Origin of the sequence: Flavobacterium sp. LHD-85 (assembly GCF_030929595.1) — a bacterium.
Taxonomy (GTDB): Bacteria; Bacteroidota; Bacteroidia; order Flavobacteriales; family Flavobacteriaceae; genus Flavobacterium.
Genome location: NZ_JAVFVR010000020.1, coordinates 25,479 through 44,713 on the forward strand (window position 1 = coordinate 25,479; position 19,235 = coordinate 44,713).

Sequence of the window (19,235 nt, forward strand, 5' to 3'; positions counted from 1 at the left end):
ATTCTTTTCAGAAACAAAAAAGAGTTTTTTCAAACTCACATATCAAGCCTTAGTTTAGGGCCTTTTTTATTAAATCCATTATTTTGGTAAAACGCAATGGTTCTAGGCCAGTTTTTTTCCGTTGGGGCGCCCACTTCCAGCTTCTTCCATTTCCTTGCTGCGCAAAATTTCTTAGCTTCTTCCATTAAAACGTTTCCCAGACCTTTGGATCGGTATTCTGGAACAGCATAAAATTCCGCCATTGTTCCAAACTCGCCCAAATTATAAATGGCATAGGTTGAAGACAGCGTGATTATCCCTATTGGAACAGATGGATCCTCCTTATCATAGGCTAAAAATGATTTCATAGTTTATAAACCGCTGATCTTTCTTTCCAGATTCTCAGGTTCACACCCCTAAAAATAAGCCATAAAGTGAGACCCAATTCAGCGGCAATACAAGGAAATAATAATGCAAAACCAGATAATTCAGGAGCCAGTATTGATGCAAAACTATTTGCCAAATAGCAAAAGCCGGCGATTGCCATTAAAATTCCCAAAACTTTTGGAAAATATCCTGATTTATAGATTAGATACCCTTCGATCAGACAGACAAAACCGAAAAAGATTAAACCAAAGCCAAGGCCATATCCATGCAATTTTATAGAAAAATAAGCAAGCGCATGCAATTGATCCGGGCTGAAATATTTTAGATATCCGGCATCGGTCAAGAAAAATAAAGCTGCCAGAAGATTTAGTTTATTAGCGGCCAAAACAGCAGTCTGTATCAAGTTAAAAGACAGATTAAGCAAAGCAAGCCCTTTATTTACCGGTTTAAAAAGATAATAAAATATAATCATTACGGGCAGATCGCAAATCTGCATAATCAGATCTGCACCAATACCCAGTCTCCATAAAAAATCAGAGCGGATAATATTGTCTGCCGTGGCATTCGCATCTCCAAAAACAAACAGTTTATTTCTGACGAAAACCTCAGAGAACATTCCCGTCAGGATAATGATTAAATACAGGAGTCCCGCTATTCTGGCATAAAACTGGGGAGAAGCTTTAATTTTTGCTGGTTTCATATTAGTTGGTTTTATGATAAGACGTTTGTCCCGTCAAATTGTTACCAGCTGGGATATTAAGTTTAAAGTTATTTTTTTTCATTCTAATAGCTATTCTAACGCTGCTAAAATATCCCATCTTATAATTTCATTGCAAAAATCACTGCCTTTGCCCCTATTTCATCACAATGAAGAACAACCGGAATTCAGTTTAAATGACCTTAATATTTTGAAGCATTAACCTCATTTAGTTTATTCCAAAGCATCAGCAGTTTACATTTTCCTGCATAAATGCAATAATTTTCAAAAAAAAAACAAGAAAAGAAAAATCTATTAAAAAATTTAAAAAGCTAAGGGTGTATTTTTACACGCTTGACTTTGGAACTGCCTCCAAAAACGCCACAGGAAGTTAAGGCGCAATTCTGTTTAAATCCGTTTAAAAAATTCAGAAAAAATATCCTGCCCATTTTACTGCCCTGCAGCAGAATAGCGCTGACTTTTGACAGAATGAAAAACACCAGAAAAAATACAGCATTAACCTTAAAATCTGGCCATTAAGAGCTGCATAGAGCATAAAAGCGTCGGCTTTGCCTGCGATAAGCTGCGGATCAATAAAAAACAGCCTGCAGCACTGGAAAAATCTCTTCCGCAACGGAAAGCTCACCTTGAGGATAAGAGCAGGTTCAGATAAAAAAGAAACAGCCAAACTGCAGAAACAGCTCAAAAAAGTCAGACTGAGCGGGATATTTTAAAAGAAGGCGCGGGACTCCATCCGCAGTATAGGCCTCCTATCTTATAGCAGTTTAGAAGAGAAAGCACCGGCAGATTTCCCATTGGGAAGATGTGCCTGATTTTTCAGACGGCTCCCAGCGCTAATATTTTATATTTTCAGCCCAAATATACAGCTTTATTTATTTTCTTTTGTATTATGATTTAATCCCTGCTTTAATTTGCCATTAAAATCTGATAATGTTTTCACCGATTTTATTGACAAAGGATTTACTGTAATGAATTGCGGCTCTTTTGGCAGTTCTCCAGTTGATTTAATGCTTTCTATAACTTTATCAAAATCTGATCTATATTCTTGATCTTGCCCTATCCTGAATTTCTCATATTCATTCTCTGCAAATTTTTTAGCAACGTCAGATCTGACTTTACCTGAATTTTTTAATATATCATACTCATTAAACCTTAAAAATGTGTCCAATTTATCAACCCATTCGGACATAGTAACAAGCTTATTTTGGTTTGTTATAATCCGCACGCTGTTTTATTATCTCAGGAGCTGTTAAGTGTGTAATTGCAAATTCAAGTTTATTTTGAACTGTAGAAAAAAATACTTGTGTGGTTTTTGATTTTGGATCATAATCTGCAGCAGTAGCATATATATCTGTTATTTTTTTGGCAAAACCTTCTTTCGCTCGCTCGTATTTCACGAATTTTTTCTAATAATTCATCGAAATAATCTCTGCCAAAAATATTCTTTCCTTGTTTTAACCTATCATCATCTAATATAAATCCTTTTACCAAGTAATCTTTAAGTATTGATGTGGCCCATTTTCTAAATTGTGTAGCCTGAACAGAATTAACCCGATATCCTACAGAAATAGTAGCATCCAAATTATAGAACTCTATATTCCTTTTAACCTGTCCTTTCCCTTCTGTTTGAACTTGTGCAATATTTGCACTTGTTGAATCTTTATCTAATTCTTCTTCGCTATATATATTGCCTAAATGTTTTGTAATGACACTTCTGTCAACATTGAATAAATCTGCTATTCGCTGCTGGGTTAGCCAAACAGTTTCATTTTTATCATCAACTATTACGTTTATTTTAACTTTTCCGTCACTTGAAGTATAGAATAAAAAATTTGAAGTATTTTCTATGTGACTATTTCCGAACTTGCTCTTTTCTGCGAGAAAAAGCTTCAGTCCCTATAATTGTGCCAGAATAGTGCCGTACATGTTTTTGAATTTGAAAATAAAATTCCATTTTATCAGATTATAATTTATAAAGAATCCATGAATAAACTAAAAAGAGTTTTTCGCAAATCCCAACAGGACATCCAAACCGAATTCACAAAGCCGATGAAACACAGAAACTGCATATAGTAAGCCAATATCTTCAAATCAGCCATAAATGATGTTGAAATTTGTCCTGTCACAACGCCAAATGGCATCATTTTTTTATATCCCCTATCAATGCTCGATTCTGCTTTATTTTCTTTTTAAATTTTTCAGAAAAAACTATAGAAAACACTTATTAGCAGGATAAGTAATAAAAATTCAAAATTTATAGTTAGATAACTTAACAGGATTCCAACACCAAGAATAAAGCTGAAAAGTGAGTTTCAGATTCTTCTAAATTGTATTTAACGGCTAATAATGTAATCTCATTTAGAAAATGGCCAATCATTTTACAATTAAGAATTGTCTTTTTAACTTTTTAGCCCCGATAGCAGTGCAAATCCTTTGGCGCCGGGGTTCGGCACAAAATATTGGAACGCATAGCGGGAAGAGCTCCTAAAAATCATTAATATAAAATCCCAGATAGCAATTCACAGAGCCAAAAAAAGACAGCTCTGCCTTAAGTAGAACTATTTTTTTAAATCCTCCATAATATTTGTAGAATTATATGTTAGTTTACTGGCATAAACCTATTGAGTTTTTACATTTTTTCGCATCAATACCCAACAGGATCTAAACCACATTTACAAAGCCAATGAAAAACATACATTTACATATAGTACGCCATTTCTTCAAATCATCCAAAAGATGTTGAAATTTGTCCTGTCACAACGCCAAATGGCATCAATTGAAGACAATTGGCGTCATTTTTTTAGACTAAAATGGCTAAAATTTAATTAACCACTCTCCTATTTTCACCTATTAATTGTTACTCAACTGCGTCCAAAAATCGACTTATTTCTAAAAAAACTAAACGGCAAATGAAAAACTTACAAAAAAACAAATAGATAACTCATTGTCCAAAAACTGATCACTAATTTCATCCTAATATAAGTTCTCATTCAAGTCTAAAAAAAACTATAAAAATTCATTTATGATAACAGCTTATCACCTATATACAAATGGTTATCAACGATATAATTCCCTTTTTTTTTGCTAAACTCTTTTTTTTTTTATTTTTTTATTTTTTTTCTCAATTTAACCATAAATTATTGATAATTAAATAATTATTGTTAAAAAGTAAGAAATTACCTTGTTATATTTTTTATTTGTAATAACTTAGCTATATATAAAAACAAAAAAAAACATATGAAGAATTTACCTAGTAATATCAGTCGCGCAAAGTATGATTTTATTGATTCATCAGTTTTAGAAAAATTAAAATCTTATGCACAAAAGCCCATTTCAGATCTTGAAAAAATTCCAGCGCAAGATCCATATAGTGTAAACGGTCAAAAATTGCGTTTAAATTTTATCCGTCAACATTTAAAAATTGATGTAGATTATCTTTCGGGCGAAAAAATATTCGATGATAACCAAAGTCTGAAAGGCAATATAGAAAACTACATTGGAATGAGTCAAATTCCAACCGGTATTATTGGACCAATATTAATAAATGGAGGTATGGCTCAAGGTCCTTTTTATGTTCCTCTTGCAACGACAGAAGGGGCACTCCTTGCATCTTACAACAGAGGCTCAAAAGCCTGTAGGGAATCGGGAGCTATTACTGTAATTACTTTGCAAGAAGGAGTACAAAGGACACCTACTTTTAAGTTTAAAAATTTAATTGATTTAGGCAATTTTACATCATGGGTATTAAAACATAAAGAAATTTTTGTTTCAATTACTAAAGAAACGAGCAATTATGCGATCTTGAATGATTTAAGTATAAATATAGAAGGAAATATTCTAATTTTAAGATTCGAATATAGTTCAGGTGATGCATCAGGTCAAAATATGGTAACGATATGTACCGATAAAATTTGTAAATATATTTTAGAAAATTGCCCTACTAAAGCTGTTTTTTGGACTATTGAAGGTAATACCTCGGGAGACAAAAAAGCAACCTCATTAGTCACAAGAGTTCGGGGAAGAAAAATAACTGCTGAAATTACATTAAAAAAAGAGGTTGTTGGCACAGTCCTTAAGACAACCCCAGCATTACTTCAGCAGCAATGGAAAATATGCTCTTCTGGACCTGCAAAAACAGGCACTATCGGTACAGGGATGCATCCTTCAAATGCCCTAGCGGCCTTATTTATAGCTTGCGGACAAGATGTTGCTTGTACAGGTGAAGCTTCTACCGCTATTACAAGGATGGAAATTGATGAAAACGGTGATTTGTATTGCTCTATTACGATGCCCAACATTATTGTCGGAACAGTAGGTGGTGGCACTTCATTTCCGACACAAAAAGAATGCCTTGAGTTAATGGGGTGCTACGGAGCAGGTAAAAGCGGTAAACTTGCTGAAATTGCGACGGCCTTATGCCTAACTGGAGAAATTTCAATTTTGGCGGCTATGTCTGCAGGGCAATTTACGGCCGCTCACCAAACGCTTGGAAGATAGTACTCTCTGTTCAAAATTATTGCAGACTTAAATGGGATGTTAATGATAAAAACACTTAAGCTGAACGAGATCTTTGAAAAAATCTCTATTTTCCGAAATCTGGCTATTCATAAACAATCTATACCTATTTATGAAATAAAATTTTTGCCTTCATAGATTAAAAGGGTTCATAATAACTAAAAGGAACAAAAAACATTATTGTTTTCTATCCTTTTAGTTATTTCCCTTATTCGAAAGACTTTTTTCAGCACCTTTTTAAAATGATACTGCCTTTCAAATTCTTCTTACAACCTATAATAATACGACGAAATTTACTCCTTTCAATGCAAGTGTTTTTAAAATTTTACTTCATTCTGACGCAAATAATTTCTAACGGATAATTTAACTGGAAATAAAAGTACCGTAGTAATTAGAAAAGATTTAGAATCGAGATAGGATAATCTAGTATTACTTATAGAGAACTCGCAGATTGAATATACTAAAAAAGCAGATTCTTTTGGTTCTTGCCTTATTTATTTTTATCACTTTTTTTATTACTCTAAAGCTGTTTGGTTAAAATCGCCAGACCTCTTATTCTTATTATTCTCTTTAATGAATTTATGCTTTTTGTAATGGTACTCAACAAATTGTTTGGCACTAAGAGTCTCTTTTTTGACAATAGCTACAATCTTACTCTTGCAACTGATTGTGAAGCTGTGATAAGTTCTAGAAAGTGGATTTTTTCTTGAAATTTTTAACTTTGGTGATTTGAGTATTGTCTTTTTTAGCTCCCAAATTCTCTCACTAGCAATATTTCTTTTTCTCACAGATATAAATACTTAATTCAGTGTTCAAAAGTACTATTAACTTTTGCTCTTTCCATAGTGATTCTTTGGATATCTTACCCAAAAAAAAATTGAGTCTGATCTGCCTGATGATATACGGTATAATAATCCTAGAATAGATTCATGCTGCATATTTTTATTGCCTTAATTTTAACTTATACAATATTGTCGCTTTTGGATTATTGTTTGTAGGCTGTATTTGGTTGTGGTCAATCCTTAAACAATCAAAAAGAATTAAAAGAATTTCAATTAACAGGTAATCGCTTTATGCGTAACTTTGAAATTTTTTAAAACACTTTTCTAGCAACTGATAATTTTAATCTGCCAGATAGCTTAACCATTCTAGGTAATGAGAAAAGCAATATAGAAATAACAATCATTACAAGTCCATTTTGTAGGTATTGTGAAAAAGTGCATAAAATTTTTAGAAGATATTTTGGCAACCTATCACGGCAATTAAAAAATTAAAATATTGATGAATTTAAATTTAGAACAATGAATTACCCCGAGGCAGAGCCTCGAGGTATCGCGTTACTCAAAAGACAACCGTAGCTGATTTTTGTTAAACGATTTGTAAACCGTTTTTTCTTCTCCTTGATTTTGAATGTATTTCTGAATCACATCCTCATTACCATACTGACCAACCGTATTTACATAATATCCACTCGTCCAAAAATTACCACCCCATAACTTACTTTTAACTTCTGGATGCAACCGAAAAATCTCTTTGGCAGTAATACTCTTCACAGTCCTGACAATAATTTCAACGGAAATCTTCGGTACACTTTGTATCAAAAAGTGTACATGATTTTCATCTGCCCCTATTTCAACAAAATGAAGTTCATACCGTTCCGAAATGTTTCTACAAACTTCAACCAAACTCATTTCAACCTCCTCTGATAAAACATTTCTTCGATATTTTATCGGACAAACCAAATGATAAAGCAATAAGCTTTTATTATGCCGTTTGAAAATATGTTCACTCATCAAACAAATATACTAATCTTTGCGCATCACCCCGAGGCAGAGCCTCGAGGAATTCTTTTGATTTAAATAAGAAGCAAAATACCCCTGATACAAACTCAATATCAACATATTAATAAAGAAACCAATGCCTTTTTTGAAGCCTTGAACAATTGGTTTGAAAAGCACAAAATTTACAGCATCGGATAGAAAAATATGAATCCGTTTTTGATTTCAATCCAATCAACTGCATGCTTAAACAACATTCTAATATAGTGTTTAAATAATAATTTTAATTATACGCCATTATAGTTTATTAATAGCTATGAGTAGTATATACTAAGGAAAATTTTAAGCACTTTATTAATGAATCAATAGAGGACAATTCTTTAGGCCAAGCATAATAAAATTAGATAATAAAAAATAAAATTCGTTTCATTAAATCTAGCGTTAATTTTACACAAAGATAGGAATCAAAATCCAAACGCCCTCCGATGCTTTATTGGACAAGATCATAAATATACTCTTTAATAACTGGTTTAGCTGCTGCCAAACTTATAAAATATGCTGAAAATTCAATAAAAAAACCCGCCAAATACGTTTTACGTATCAGACGGGCGCCCATAATAAACATAATCTTCCATTTTTATGTCTATTCTCAAAATCTCCCCCATATTCCTTTTTAAAAAAATTAATCTTGTTTTATTTTAGTAATGCAAAAAATACGACTTGGTGCTCATCTATTTTTGATTGAAAAATTACTATATTTTAATATACTTAAGTTTTTTTTGCAAAATAACAAGTATGCAACAAAATTGCAATTTCCAGCAAAAAAATCCATAAAAAAGACTATTATATTCCTTTATTAATTCTGTTACCTAAAAGTATAACTAAATCAGTAAGTTCTGCTTGATTTATAAATGTTTTAATAAAATTATGAACTTCATTTCGATTCTCAACCGCAGTTTCAAATGAATTTATGTGAAAATCTTCATCCTGATCATTAATATGAATAATTTCAGTATATCCTCTAGAAATCAAACTCCCTTTTAATTTTATTATACTCAATTGTTGCTTACCATTTAATTCTTTACGAACTTGTAGTTTAACTCCTGTCTGCATTTTAATTCTTTTAAATTATATTAATTCACCTCAAGTTTAAAATTAGATGATAAATTTACCACCTGCACATTCATAATTTTCAGCAATTCATGAAATAGTTAATTCTATAGTTTACATTTCAACTGTACCATATTTAAAATCATTTATGAATTCAATATACAGTATCAGCAGATTTTTAGGTAATTCATAACTCCTAGGCTCATCTCGATACAATAAAATTTAATTTCAGCATTTTCAATCAAAACAAATTATTCTTCACTTCAACACATTGCGAGAATTTATACCTTTAAAAAAAAGTTATTTTTTCTTTCTTAATTCATTTCAATTTTAAACGAAAAACTCTTAAAAAAATACAATTCTCCTAATATAATACCGCCTTTCCTATATAACAAATCATTCAATAATATTTTTTTTAAAACGATGGCTTAATCTCCGGATAATCTGTACTATTATAACAAAGACAATGAAACATTTAAACTTAAAAAATTATCATTTTCATATGGACAAAACTCATCTTTCATGGTCTAAACACTAACAAAAAAGGCTTTTTATAACTTCTAAATAATCCTGCGTTACAGGTTTATCAATAAAAGAACCTATATTTTTACCATCGAGTTTAGACCGGTCTATACTACTGATACCAATTGAAGATGTAATGAACACTTTACTAGTGCTTTTTAAAATGGAAGAAAGCTTATCATATTCTTTCATAAATTCAAAACAATACATTCCTGGCATCCTAATGTCAATAAAAATAATTTGCGGAAGTAAAAAAAGATGATTTTGATTTTCAATCAAATAATCTAATGCTTTATTTGCATCATCATATTCTAAAATAATATCACTAAATTTATTTTTACTTATTAGATGCTTTAAAATAAATCTATCTATTTGATCATTGTCAATAATCATGACCCTGTGAAAATTTGAATATAATCTTATACTCATCGTTTAATTTAGTTTAGTTTTCAACAATATCAATTATTTCATTTTTATCAAAACTTAGCCCAATAGATCAATTAAGAGTATTTTAATCGATCCCAAACAAAAATTTACAAGCTCCATTTCTTTCTAATACTTTTTTTTACACAAACAAATTTCAAATATAAATATACAAATTTATACATATAAAATCTTACAAAAAAAAACTAAATTATTTTTTTTTCACCAAAAGCACTTCTCTCACAAGTTCCATTCAAAAAAACGAGTCATTTAATATTTAAACTTCCTGCCTGGAAATTATTGTTCAAAAAAAACTGACATTCTTTCTGCAGATAAAACCAATATTACAGCAGATAAAACCTAAAACCATTCAGAAGTCAAGGCAAAAAACAATCTTTTACAAAAACAATAATTAAATAATAAAATATCACTTATACTCGATTCCGGGCATCAATTGAGCATCAAAAAAAAATACTTCAATTTTTCTTTAAATCAGAACTTCTTTCCCATCAGCCAAAAGAATATGCCCCCCATAATAGAAAATCTGTCTAAATTTTGTTTTCATTTTAATTCCTAACTATACAAATGGGCATTGTTCAAGCATTAGATAAACTATAAAGATCAACAAGCATATTTTTATAGCATTAAAATTAGTACGCTTCTAAATATTTCATCATATACAGCTAATGTTTTATTAACCATTATTTAATTTGAGTGAAATTACTTTCAAAAATATTTCTAATAATTTTTTTTTTTAACAAAACAAACATTACATTTGACACTACAATACAATGAATAACAGTTGATTAAACAAAAGCATATCGATAACAAAAACATTGCAGATAACTAAATCTATTCACTTAATAATTGATATCAATGGGACAAACGTTACTGAAAAATTTAGACCTAAGCAGAAATAAAGATGTCTTTCCATCATCCGAGATAAAAGACGAAATGCTCAATGCTTTTTTTCCGGAAAATGCAGTTGCACTTACCCAAAATTTATCAAGTGTAACGGCAGCCTTCTATGGATTGCTGCTACAAAATATTGGTGCCGCTTTTGGCAATGATAAAATGGATGAACATTCTAAAAAACTATTTTATGAATTAGGAAAACTCAAAACAATGCAGGCTTTTCAAATATATCCCGCTCTAGAAAAAGATACCAGAACATTTGCGGCAGTAGTTATTTATGCAATTTACAACTCTAGTCCTGAGTACAACTTTAGAATCATAAAGTATACCCCTGAAAATACCATAGTAGAACTGACAGGAGTTGATCGATATCTAAAAATACTCACCCAACTGGGAATCGAAAAACATCTCACTATTCCAACTTTTTTGCCTTTTGTTGAAGGTATTAAAGAAATTGTAAATATCCCTTGTCAAATAGACTGCACGTTTGAAAAAATTGACCATAATTTTAATATAAAATCTGTGTATAACATTAAATATCTATAATATTATGATGCCACATCCTCAAAAAAAAATAGTAGAACTAATTGGAGAAACATCCCCTTATTTGTTCGAGAATGCAGATAAAATCACATTTAATGACGGACATACAGAATTTCCGCTCAACCAAACATTTGAGTCTTTCGATCGTGAAAACTTCAGTGACCTTATGAAAATACTAACAACAATAGGAAGCCTGAATTTAGCCAGAAAAATGGAAAAACATGAAAAAAATTATTTCCTGGCTGAAAAACTAAGAATAAGAAAAATTTATCATAGTCACCCATCAGGCCTTTTAGTAGCAAAAATAAGTCCGCAATTAGAAAACGATCAAAAAGGTAAGTCGTTAATTGAAATTTGGGATGAGAATACCAAACTATTCCAAATGGAAATAGATTATTTTATCATAAATGAAGAATCTTTTAAGAAAATATTTGAATCTCATTACAATGAAGAAAGCGATCATAACTTTTCCGGTATACTGCCCGAAACTTCATTTGAGTATTTGAATGAAAACGAATTTAATATTACTGTAGACGAATTTACCCGCAATCATTGTAAAGGTCATTTCGAAAATTATCAAATTGTACCAGCTGTACTTCTTGCAAAATGCATTTTAAGAAATGTTTTTCGAACAGCTTCTAATAATAGTAATGCTGAAACAAAACCAGTTGAAATAGACAGCTTAGAGGTTTTTCTAAACAGAGCAATGCCTGTAAACACCATTTTTAAAGTTAATATTAAAATTCAACATTTACTAAAGAATCTGAAAACTTACAAATGCACAGTAACGGATCATAAAAATGAATACGGGCATTATTTTGTTACGCTTAAGAACTGATTCCTATTCTAAAATGCAAATTATATCATCTCTTAGACTGCAGCACATTAAAATCAAGGGATGCTGACTAAAAAAATCATTAATCTTTTATAAATATGAAAAAAGTTTTAATTATTGGTGCCGGAGTCAGTGGTCTGACAACTGCATATTGTTTAGCTGAAGCAGGCTACAAAGTTAAAGTTCTTTCTAAAGAATTTTCACCAGACATAACTTCAAATGTTGCTGGAGCACTTTGGGAATGGCCGCCCGCTGTTTGCGGGTACCATAGTGATCTGGTTTCTCTTGAACGGTCAAAAGAATGGTGTATGAGAAGTTATGATAAGTTTTATCAATTGGCGGAACAAAAAGAAACTGGTGTTTACCTTCGGCAAGCATTTTTCTTTTTTAGAGATCTGGTAAAAAACGATGCTTTTCAATTGCAAAAAATGAATGAAATTAAAAAAAATACTAAAGGATTTGATCATGATGCTTCTTTTATCGAAAAAGAAGGAATTAATCCAAATATAGGTTTGGTAGATGCGTATTGTTATGAAGCCCCAATGGTTGATACTGATACCTATATGGAATGGATTATGCAGCAAGTTCTTTTATTAGGAGCAGAAGTCATTCAGGGAGATGTTAATTCAGACTTAATTTCAGTCGAAAAAAAACTCAAAAAACAATATCAGTGTGATTATATAATAAACTGTACTGGTTTAGGTTCAATAAAATTAGCGAATGAAGTTATGCACCCTTTAAGAGGCGCTTTAGTACGAATCAAAAATAATGGAGTAAAATTTGCTGTTTTAAACAAAGCCTATTGTGTTTCATTTGATCAAAAAACTCAAGAGCAAAATATAGTTTTTATTGTGCCGAGAGGAGAAAATCATGTTATCTTAGGAGCCCTTGCGGAAGAAGATCAATGGGATAAAAATATTAATCTTGAAAATTACGAACCAATTCGAGAAATGTTCAGACGCTGTAAAGAATTCCTTCCTATACTCGAGGATGCAGAACTCGATGAAAATGAACCCGTAAGAGTGGGTTTACGCCCTTTAAGAAAAGGAAATGTTCGTTTAGCTTGGGAAGAGAACTCGTCAATAATTCACAACTACGGCCATGGGGGTTCCGGTGTTACTTTTTCATGGGGCTGCGCTCAGGAGATCGTAACAATGATTACCAATCGAATCCGTTTTGAAAATAATGCGGCTCAATTAGAAACTTACGCTAAAAAAAACATCTGAGCCAAAGTTATTGTCATCCTGTTAATATAAAAAATGCGAAGTCTAATTTAAAACACATATAAAAACAAGTGGCTACTATTTTCTTTCAAAAATTATTCTTATCTTAAACTAATTTAAATTGAGTTTTAAATTTCACACAAAGTAAAATCTATAACCCTTAACTTTTTTATAAACACTAAAAAAAATAAAAAATGAAAACAAAAAAAATTATATCCGCAATACTGATAATACTATTTTTAAATTCTTGTAAAGAAAGCCCAAAACAAAAGGAAACAGAGGCTGCCGAGACAAAAAAAACAGAACAAACTAACGATGAAATTGTAACAAATTATGCAGTTTCCAAAGATGGCAAAAAATTAGAGATGTCATTCAACAATACAAAGAACATGGTTTTTTTGAACTTTAACGGTGATAATATTGAACTAACCGGACAAAAACCTGCGTCAGGAATTTGGTACAAGAATGATCACTACGAGTTAAGAGGCAAAGGAAATATTGTTGAACTAAAAAAAGATGGAAAGCTAATTTTCACAAACAATGACAAAATTGTAATCACCACAATAAAAAACGATAAAAATCAAACCCTTGAAATGATCTTTGACAATACGGCAAATACAGCTACTGTGTATTTAGATGGGACTGAAATTAATTTAAATGGCCAAGAAACAGCATCAGGAATATTTTACAAAAATGAGCAGTATCAATTAAGAGGGAAAGGGGAAAATATAGAACTTAATAAGGATGGAAAAGTAATCTTTAAAAAATAAAGAAATTCCAGATACAAATTAATCGTTGTACTTAATAACAACGATTAATTTGTCTATTTATATTGTCCTTTATATAAAAAAACTAAATAACAGTAATAATAAACTCACTTCGTCTGTTCATCTGATGCTCTTCTTCAGTACAAGGCACTCCGTCAGAACATTTGTTTACGAGCTGTGTTTCTCCATAACCTTTTCCTGTCAGACGATTTTTAGCTACGCCTTTTTTAACAAGCCAATCGATAGTTGATTTTGCTCTTCGGTCAGATAAAGCTTCATTGTATTGATGAGTGGCTCTGCTGTCTGTATGGGAACGAATATCTAACTTCATGGTTGGATTTTGATTCAATACATCTAGTATTTTCTCTAAATCTAAAGCAGCTTCCGTACGAATATCTGATTTGTCAAGATCAAAATAAATCATTTTTATTCCGAAGCATTTTCCTAAATCGTCACCAATAGCGACTTTACAAATGATTTTGTCTAAAGCAATCGGCAGATCGGTTTTTCCGCTTACTTTTCCAATATTTACCATTACTTCTTTAGTAGCATAATCTGTTTTTGCTGCTCTTACATTGTATGATTTACCGCATTCAACTGCGAAACTGTATTTTCCTTCGGCATCTGAAAGGATTGTATTTACTACGACCTGCTGGCTGTCATATAAAGTAAGTTTTGTTCCCGGCAGTATTATACCGCTTTCAGCATCTGTAATTACACCTATTAATTCTTGAATACATTTTAGTCTTCTAGTTTCTAGAAATTTATAAATATCATCAGAACCTTGTCCGCCGGCTTTATTTGAACTAAAATAACCTCTTCTAGTAGCTGGGTCGATAATGTAGGCAAAATCATCATTTGGTGAATTCACATCTGCCCCTAGGTTTTGAATATCGCTAACCGTTCCGTTATTCTGTAATTGCCCAACAAATACATCAAGTCCGCCAAGACCAGGATGTCCATCAGAGGCGAAATAAATTTCATTTTCACTGGTTACGTAAGGAAATGTTTCTTTTCCTTCGGTATTAATTGTTTTTCCTAAATTTTCAGGAGTGCCGTAACCCCCGTTACTGTTGATGCTTACTTTATAAATATCCGATTGTCCGATGGTTCCAGGCATATCAGATGCAAAGTAGAGTGTTTTTTCATCGGGACTCAAAGCAGGATGAGCCGTACTAAAACTGTCACTTGTAAAAGGAAGAGCGCTTATATTGGTCCATTTTCCGTTTTCAAGTGTCGCTTTGTATATTTTGATTAAAGTAACTTTATTATCATCTTTTCCTTTTTTGCCGTCTATAAAATTGTTTCTAGTAAAATAAACCGTTTTTCCGTCTTTGGTAAATGCTGGAGAAGATTCGTGAAATTTTGTATTTAAAGCTGTTTTTATTTTATTCACTTTAGTTGAACTTCCGCTTTCAGCATCAATATCAGCATTGTAAATGTTGGTAAAATATTCATTTGTCCATTTGTGCTTTCTTTGGCTGAAATTACCCGTATCTCTGGCTGATGCGAAATAGATTTTATTGTCGTATATAAAACTTCCGTAGTCAGAATATTTAGAGTTAATCCCGGCATCTTCAATTTTATAGCGTCCCGAGTTTAATTTGATTTGATCAAGATAGTTTGCATCTTCTTTATAAAGTTTACCTCTAGAATCGTTTTTGTATTTTGTATTAAATTCGTTGAGAATTTTATCAGCTTTGGCAAGCTGTCCTGTTGATTTTAAAGATTGTGCGTATCTGTAAAAATATTCGGCCTCTGGTGAAGGATTCATAGCAAAGAGTTCTCCGTACCATTTAGCTGCACCTTCAAATTCTGAATTGAAGTAATAAGAATTCCCGAGTTTTTTAAATAAATCCTCAGACTTATAACCTTTTTCGGCCACCCTTTCATAGGTTTTAATGGCATCAATATAGGCATATCCGTCGTATTTTTTATCAGCTGAATTGACTTTTGACTGCTGTGAATAGCTGTTAAAAATATTTAATATTATTAAGCAAAGTAGTGTATAATTTTTCATAATAATAAGTTTTAGAAGAAACGAGGAGTAGTCATTTTACCATTTTTCTTGAAGAATTCATATCGCAGGAATATCTCATGAGATCCAGAATTGTAATTGTTTAGGTTTGTTGTTTCTCGGTCGTAACCGTATCCTAAATAAAGTCCGTCTGTGATTTGAAATCCAACCATTGCGCTTAAAGAAGCACTCCATCTATAAGCAGCTCCAACCACAAATTTTTCAAAAAACATAAAGTTGGCTGAAATATCAACCTGTAAAGGAGCTCCTTCTACCACTTTGGCTAGTACAGCAGGTTTGAATTTGATATATTGCAGTTTATCAAGATCAAACACATAACCAGCCATTAAATAATAATTGATTTTGTCTTTGTAAATAGCCACATCATTATCATCATAACGATTGGTTTCGATAAAATTGGGTACAGATAAACCAATATAAGCTTTGTCTGAATGCCAGTAAACACCAGCTCCCACATTTGGTGAGAATTTATTGTTTAGATCTTGAAACTGTGGATCGCCTTGATGCTCTGGATTGAGTTTATTAATATCTAAATTAAACAAATTAGCCGTTCCTTTAATTCCAAAAGAGAGTTTAAAATCTGGCGAAGTTTGTATGGAGTATGATAAATCGGCAGAGATGTTGTTTTCATTAGTAGGGCCTATTTTATCATTGACCAGCGAAAGCCCTATACCCAAATTACTATTATTTATTGGTGTGTTGATAGAGAAACTGCTGGTTTCTGGTGCTCCATCCAGACCAACCCATTGGGTACGGTACAGACCAAAAACACTTAGAGCTCCACGAGATCCTGCATAGGCGGGATTTATATTTATCGCATTGTACATATACTGGGTATACTGTGCATCCTGCTGCGCATAACCTGCTAAAGCTGCAAACATAAAGACGAAGAAAAAGAATTTTGTTCTCATAGTAGAAATTTATTATTCTAATCTTAAATCGTTGTTTTTTGGGTCAACTTAGTCATTATTAATATATAGATACCCAGCTTTTTTAATTTTTTCTTCACCTTTTTTATAGGTTAGAATATAATAATAAGTGCCCGATGGAAGCCCGGCATCTCTTTTAAGAGTAGCCCTCCCATCGGAATATCCTCTGAACATCATATCGCTTTCATTATAAGAATCAGCCGCAAATACTTTTATTCCCCAACGATTGTATATCTCCACTCTGTTATCTGGATATTTATCAATTCCTTTTATATGAAAACTATCATTTACACCATCCCCGTTAGGTGAAATAGCATTATATATTATTAAATCCCCTGTTGGAGGTACAGGATCATCTTTCTCGACCACTGCTATTGTAAAAATTCCGTATCCGCTAACTTGGGTTGTCACCATTTTTGTATAATTTGCACCTTGGAGCAAATCGGCAGTTTCGCCATTTTCATTAATCCACTTTGCCGTGGTTTCATCCCAGCGCACTATCGCTAATTTTGCCGAAGGGTCTTCTTTAAAAAATAATTCTGGGGTTGTATTACTATTAAGGGTAAGACTCAGCACAATTTTTTCACTCCCTTGATCTTGGGTTACATTCCAATATTCTTTTTCGTCAATAGATAAAATCGTTTGCTCCTTGCTTGTGTAAGGATTTGTAGATCCCAAACCTTTAAACAAATATTGTGTTGTATAAATATTTTTTACATCGGCAGCCTTATCATGTAAAGATGGTCTAAAATATACATCATCTCCAACAGGGAATTCAAAATTTAAATTTCCAATATTTTCCACTTTCCCATCAACAAAGCTTAAATTACTGGCATCTGTATGAAAAGCATCCTGATCAAAAATCATCTTCCCATTAAAACTCTCCGCATCAATAATTCCATTTTTAAATGCTGAATTATTACCTATCTCAATTGTAGTAGATAAATGAAAAGGAACTAATGCTGATGTATTATCGAAAACAATGTTCTGAAAATGAGCAATTTCAACCCCTTCAATTAACTGTAATTTATTGCCAATAAAAGAAGTGTTTCCTCTACTTAAATTACTATAAGTAACTAATCCGTCGTTTTTGAAGTTTCCATAAGCAAAAAAACTACCGTCATTTAACAAATCTCCACCAGCTTTATTATCAAAATCAAACAGCGTTGCGAACTCCGTATCAGGTCCTATTGATAAATCACCTAAATTTACGGTTTGGGCTGATACATTACCCATCAAAAAAATGGATAAAATGCATGCTTTTATATCTATCTTTTTCATTTTTTTTCTTAAAATCAGATTAATCTTTTATTTCTATATACCAAACATTACTGCATTTTAAATTCTTTTTATGGTAATGCTGCCAGCCCCATACACCTTGATCGATATTTATACCCTTAACTTAAAACTCTGCGCTATGTTAACACTTCCAAAATTCTATGGTTTGGGTTCTTTAAATAATAAGCATATTAAAACATTCTATTAACTTACTCCTTTTTGTTTCAGTTTTACTCCCACTAATAATTGCCTCCCTCGCGATAAGAATCATGCCTCTAAATACACTTACTTAATTTATTTATTTCCTAATATTATTTTCTCAAGTTTTACAAGACGTAAATTCAGATCTTCAGAAGACTTCTCTAGTTCTTTTATTTTCATGCCCTTAGCCTCAATTTCTTTATTTTGCTCCATCATTTTTCGATTTTGCTCTATAATATAAAGATAAATTTCTTCCGTTTTTTCTAACAGCTGAATTGACAACTCTGAGATATTAAATGAGTAACCATCCTTTGTTTTTTCAAGTTCATTTATTGGAGTTATGCCAGGAAGATGCTTATTCTTTTTAATAAACTCCTCTATATCAGATAAAAGCATAAATTTATAATCCTTTTTAATTTTGGAGAATCCATTAAAATAATCTTCAAAAACATAATCAGCATAATAACTATTAACCGTCGTTATTGCTCCATTTACCCTCAATTTTTCATTTGGAACTGCCGATGGAGCCGTAAACCCAACCCCAACCCAGCCACCAGTATAAATATTTTCAGTATTTAGCGTTGCACCCGTATTTGTAGCCGTACTGTACCAAGGCTCTTTTACAGCCGAGCTTAAATTCAATGATCTTAAAACATTAGCTTCATCTCGATAGTCTAGTGTCCCTGTTGTCGAATTTATCACTAATGTAGTTAGCGTTTCATTTGCTTTAATAACTGCCGCATTAATAAAATTTCCTCCGTCTGTGCCAACAGTGATGATATTGCCTGAATCCGAACTTCTAACTGACGCAGTCTGGGCTGTCCCGTCCTCATTGGTATAAGTGATCCCTCCCGTGCTGGTGCTCTGCGCAAGTGTTGTTGTGGTTTCTGATGCGGCTATTGCCGGAGTCAAATCCAAAGCTGCGCTTGCAATGCCGTTTACAGTAGTAACCAGACTGGATCCGCTCAATGACGAAGCATTGCTGTTGACCATATTCACGCCGGCTCCCGTAACGCCGTTTACAGTAGTGGTCAGGCTGTTTGCCGTGGAGGCGTTAGAAACGCTTGTCGCGCC

At 32.3% G+C, this 19,235-nt stretch carries 14 protein-coding genes and 2 pseudogenes; 5 read left to right on the forward strand and 11 right to left on the reverse strand.

Annotation, left to right across the window (positions count from 1 at the left end; all coding sequences use genetic code 11):
• Positions 1 to 35 precede the first annotated feature (35 nt).
• The 4 genes and pseudogenes from RB618_RS22385 to RB618_RS22400 form a co-directional block, all read right to left on the reverse strand.
• The gene (locus RB618_RS22385; protein ID WP_308070853.1) at positions 36 to 347 is read right to left on the reverse strand and encodes a GNAT family N-acetyltransferase; all 312 of its coding nucleotides are present in this window, start codon (positions 345 to 347) and stop codon (positions 36 to 38) included.
• The gene (locus RB618_RS22390) at positions 344 to 1,066 is read right to left on the reverse strand and encodes a DUF4386 domain-containing protein (protein ID WP_308070855.1); all 723 of its coding nucleotides are present in this window, start codon (positions 1,064 to 1,066) and stop codon (positions 344 to 346) included. The genes RB618_RS22385 and RB618_RS22390 overlap by 4 nt, the downstream gene beginning before the upstream one ends.
• Before the next feature lie 886 nt (positions 1,067 to 1,952).
• A pseudogene (gene rhuM, locus RB618_RS22395) lies at positions 1,953 to 2,481 on the reverse strand (RhuM family protein).
• Positions 2,408 to 2,977 (reverse strand): RhuM family protein, encoded by a 570-nt coding sequence (locus RB618_RS22400; RefSeq protein WP_308070867.1) that lies wholly within the window; start codon positions 2,975 to 2,977, stop codon positions 2,408 to 2,410. The pseudogene rhuM and the gene RB618_RS22400 overlap by 74 nt, the downstream one beginning before the upstream one ends.
• 1,344 nt (positions 2,978 to 4,321) lie before the next feature.
• Here RB618_RS22400 and RB618_RS22405 point away from each other — a divergent pair.
• Entirely contained in the window at positions 4,322 to 5,581 is a 1,260-nt protein-coding gene (locus RB618_RS22405) for a hydroxymethylglutaryl-CoA reductase (RefSeq protein ID WP_308070856.1), read from the forward strand.
• A 1,355-nt stretch (positions 5,582 to 6,936) separates the two neighbouring features.
• Here the strand turns inward: RB618_RS22405 and tnpA are convergent.
• The 3 genes from tnpA to RB618_RS22420 all read right to left on the reverse strand — a co-directional run bounded on the left by tnpA (position 6,937) and on the right by RB618_RS22420 (position 9,438).
• Positions 6,937 to 7,392 (reverse strand): IS200/IS605 family transposase, encoded by a 456-nt coding sequence (gene tnpA, locus RB618_RS22410; protein ID WP_308070857.1) that lies wholly within the window; start codon positions 7,390 to 7,392, stop codon positions 6,937 to 6,939.
• Positions 7,393 to 8,220: 828 nt separating this feature from the next.
• Positions 8,221 to 8,490 (reverse strand): hypothetical protein, encoded by a 270-nt coding sequence (locus RB618_RS22415; protein WP_308070858.1) that lies wholly within the window; start codon positions 8,488 to 8,490, stop codon positions 8,221 to 8,223.
• Between the two features lie 531 nt (positions 8,491 to 9,021).
• Positions 9,022 to 9,438, reverse strand: a complete 417-nt coding sequence (locus tag RB618_RS22420) for a response regulator (RefSeq protein WP_308070859.1) — start codon at positions 9,436 to 9,438, stop codon at positions 9,022 to 9,024.
• Between the two features lie 870 nt (positions 9,439 to 10,308).
• Between RB618_RS22420 and RB618_RS22425 the strand changes: the two genes are divergently transcribed.
• The 4 genes from RB618_RS22425 (at position 10,309) to RB618_RS22440 (ending at position 13,718) form a co-directional block, all read left to right on the forward strand.
• Positions 10,309 to 10,893 (forward strand): hypothetical protein, encoded by a 585-nt coding sequence (locus RB618_RS22425; RefSeq protein WP_308070860.1) that lies wholly within the window; start codon positions 10,309 to 10,311, stop codon positions 10,891 to 10,893.
• A 4-nt stretch (positions 10,894 to 10,897) separates the two neighbouring features.
• Positions 10,898 to 11,728 (forward strand): hypothetical protein, encoded by an 831-nt coding sequence (locus RB618_RS22430; protein ID WP_308070861.1) that lies wholly within the window; start codon positions 10,898 to 10,900, stop codon positions 11,726 to 11,728.
• A 95-nt stretch (positions 11,729 to 11,823) separates the two neighbouring features.
• Positions 11,824 to 12,951 (forward strand): FAD-dependent oxidoreductase, encoded by a 1,128-nt coding sequence (locus tag RB618_RS22435; protein ID WP_308070862.1) that lies wholly within the window; start codon positions 11,824 to 11,826, stop codon positions 12,949 to 12,951.
• A gap of 191 nt (positions 12,952 to 13,142) precedes the next feature.
• Positions 13,143 to 13,718, forward strand: coding sequence for an MliC family protein (locus tag RB618_RS22440; protein WP_308070863.1), 576 nt, complete (start codon positions 13,143 to 13,145; stop codon positions 13,716 to 13,718).
• A gap of 82 nt (positions 13,719 to 13,800) precedes the next feature.
• On the opposite strand, the gene RB618_RS22445 is transcribed toward RB618_RS22440, so the two are convergent.
• The 4 genes and pseudogenes from RB618_RS22445 to RB618_RS22460 all read right to left on the reverse strand — a co-directional run.
• Positions 13,801 to 15,735, reverse strand: a complete 1,935-nt coding sequence (locus tag RB618_RS22445) for an OmpA family protein (RefSeq protein WP_308070864.1) — start codon at positions 15,733 to 15,735, stop codon at positions 13,801 to 13,803.
• An 11-nt stretch (positions 15,736 to 15,746) separates the two neighbouring features.
• Complete coding sequence (locus RB618_RS22450) at positions 15,747 to 16,664, reverse strand: type IX secretion system membrane protein PorP/SprF (RefSeq protein WP_308070865.1); 918 nt, start codon at positions 16,662 to 16,664, stop codon at positions 15,747 to 15,749.
• Between the two features lie 48 nt (positions 16,665 to 16,712).
• Positions 16,713 to 17,963, reverse strand: a complete 1,251-nt coding sequence (locus tag RB618_RS22455; RefSeq protein WP_308070866.1) for a gliding motility-associated C-terminal domain-containing protein — start codon at positions 17,961 to 17,963, stop codon at positions 16,713 to 16,715.
• A 291-nt stretch (positions 17,964 to 18,254) separates the two neighbouring features.
• A pseudogene (locus tag RB618_RS22460) lies at positions 18,255 to 19,235 on the reverse strand (hypothetical protein); the annotation flags it as partial.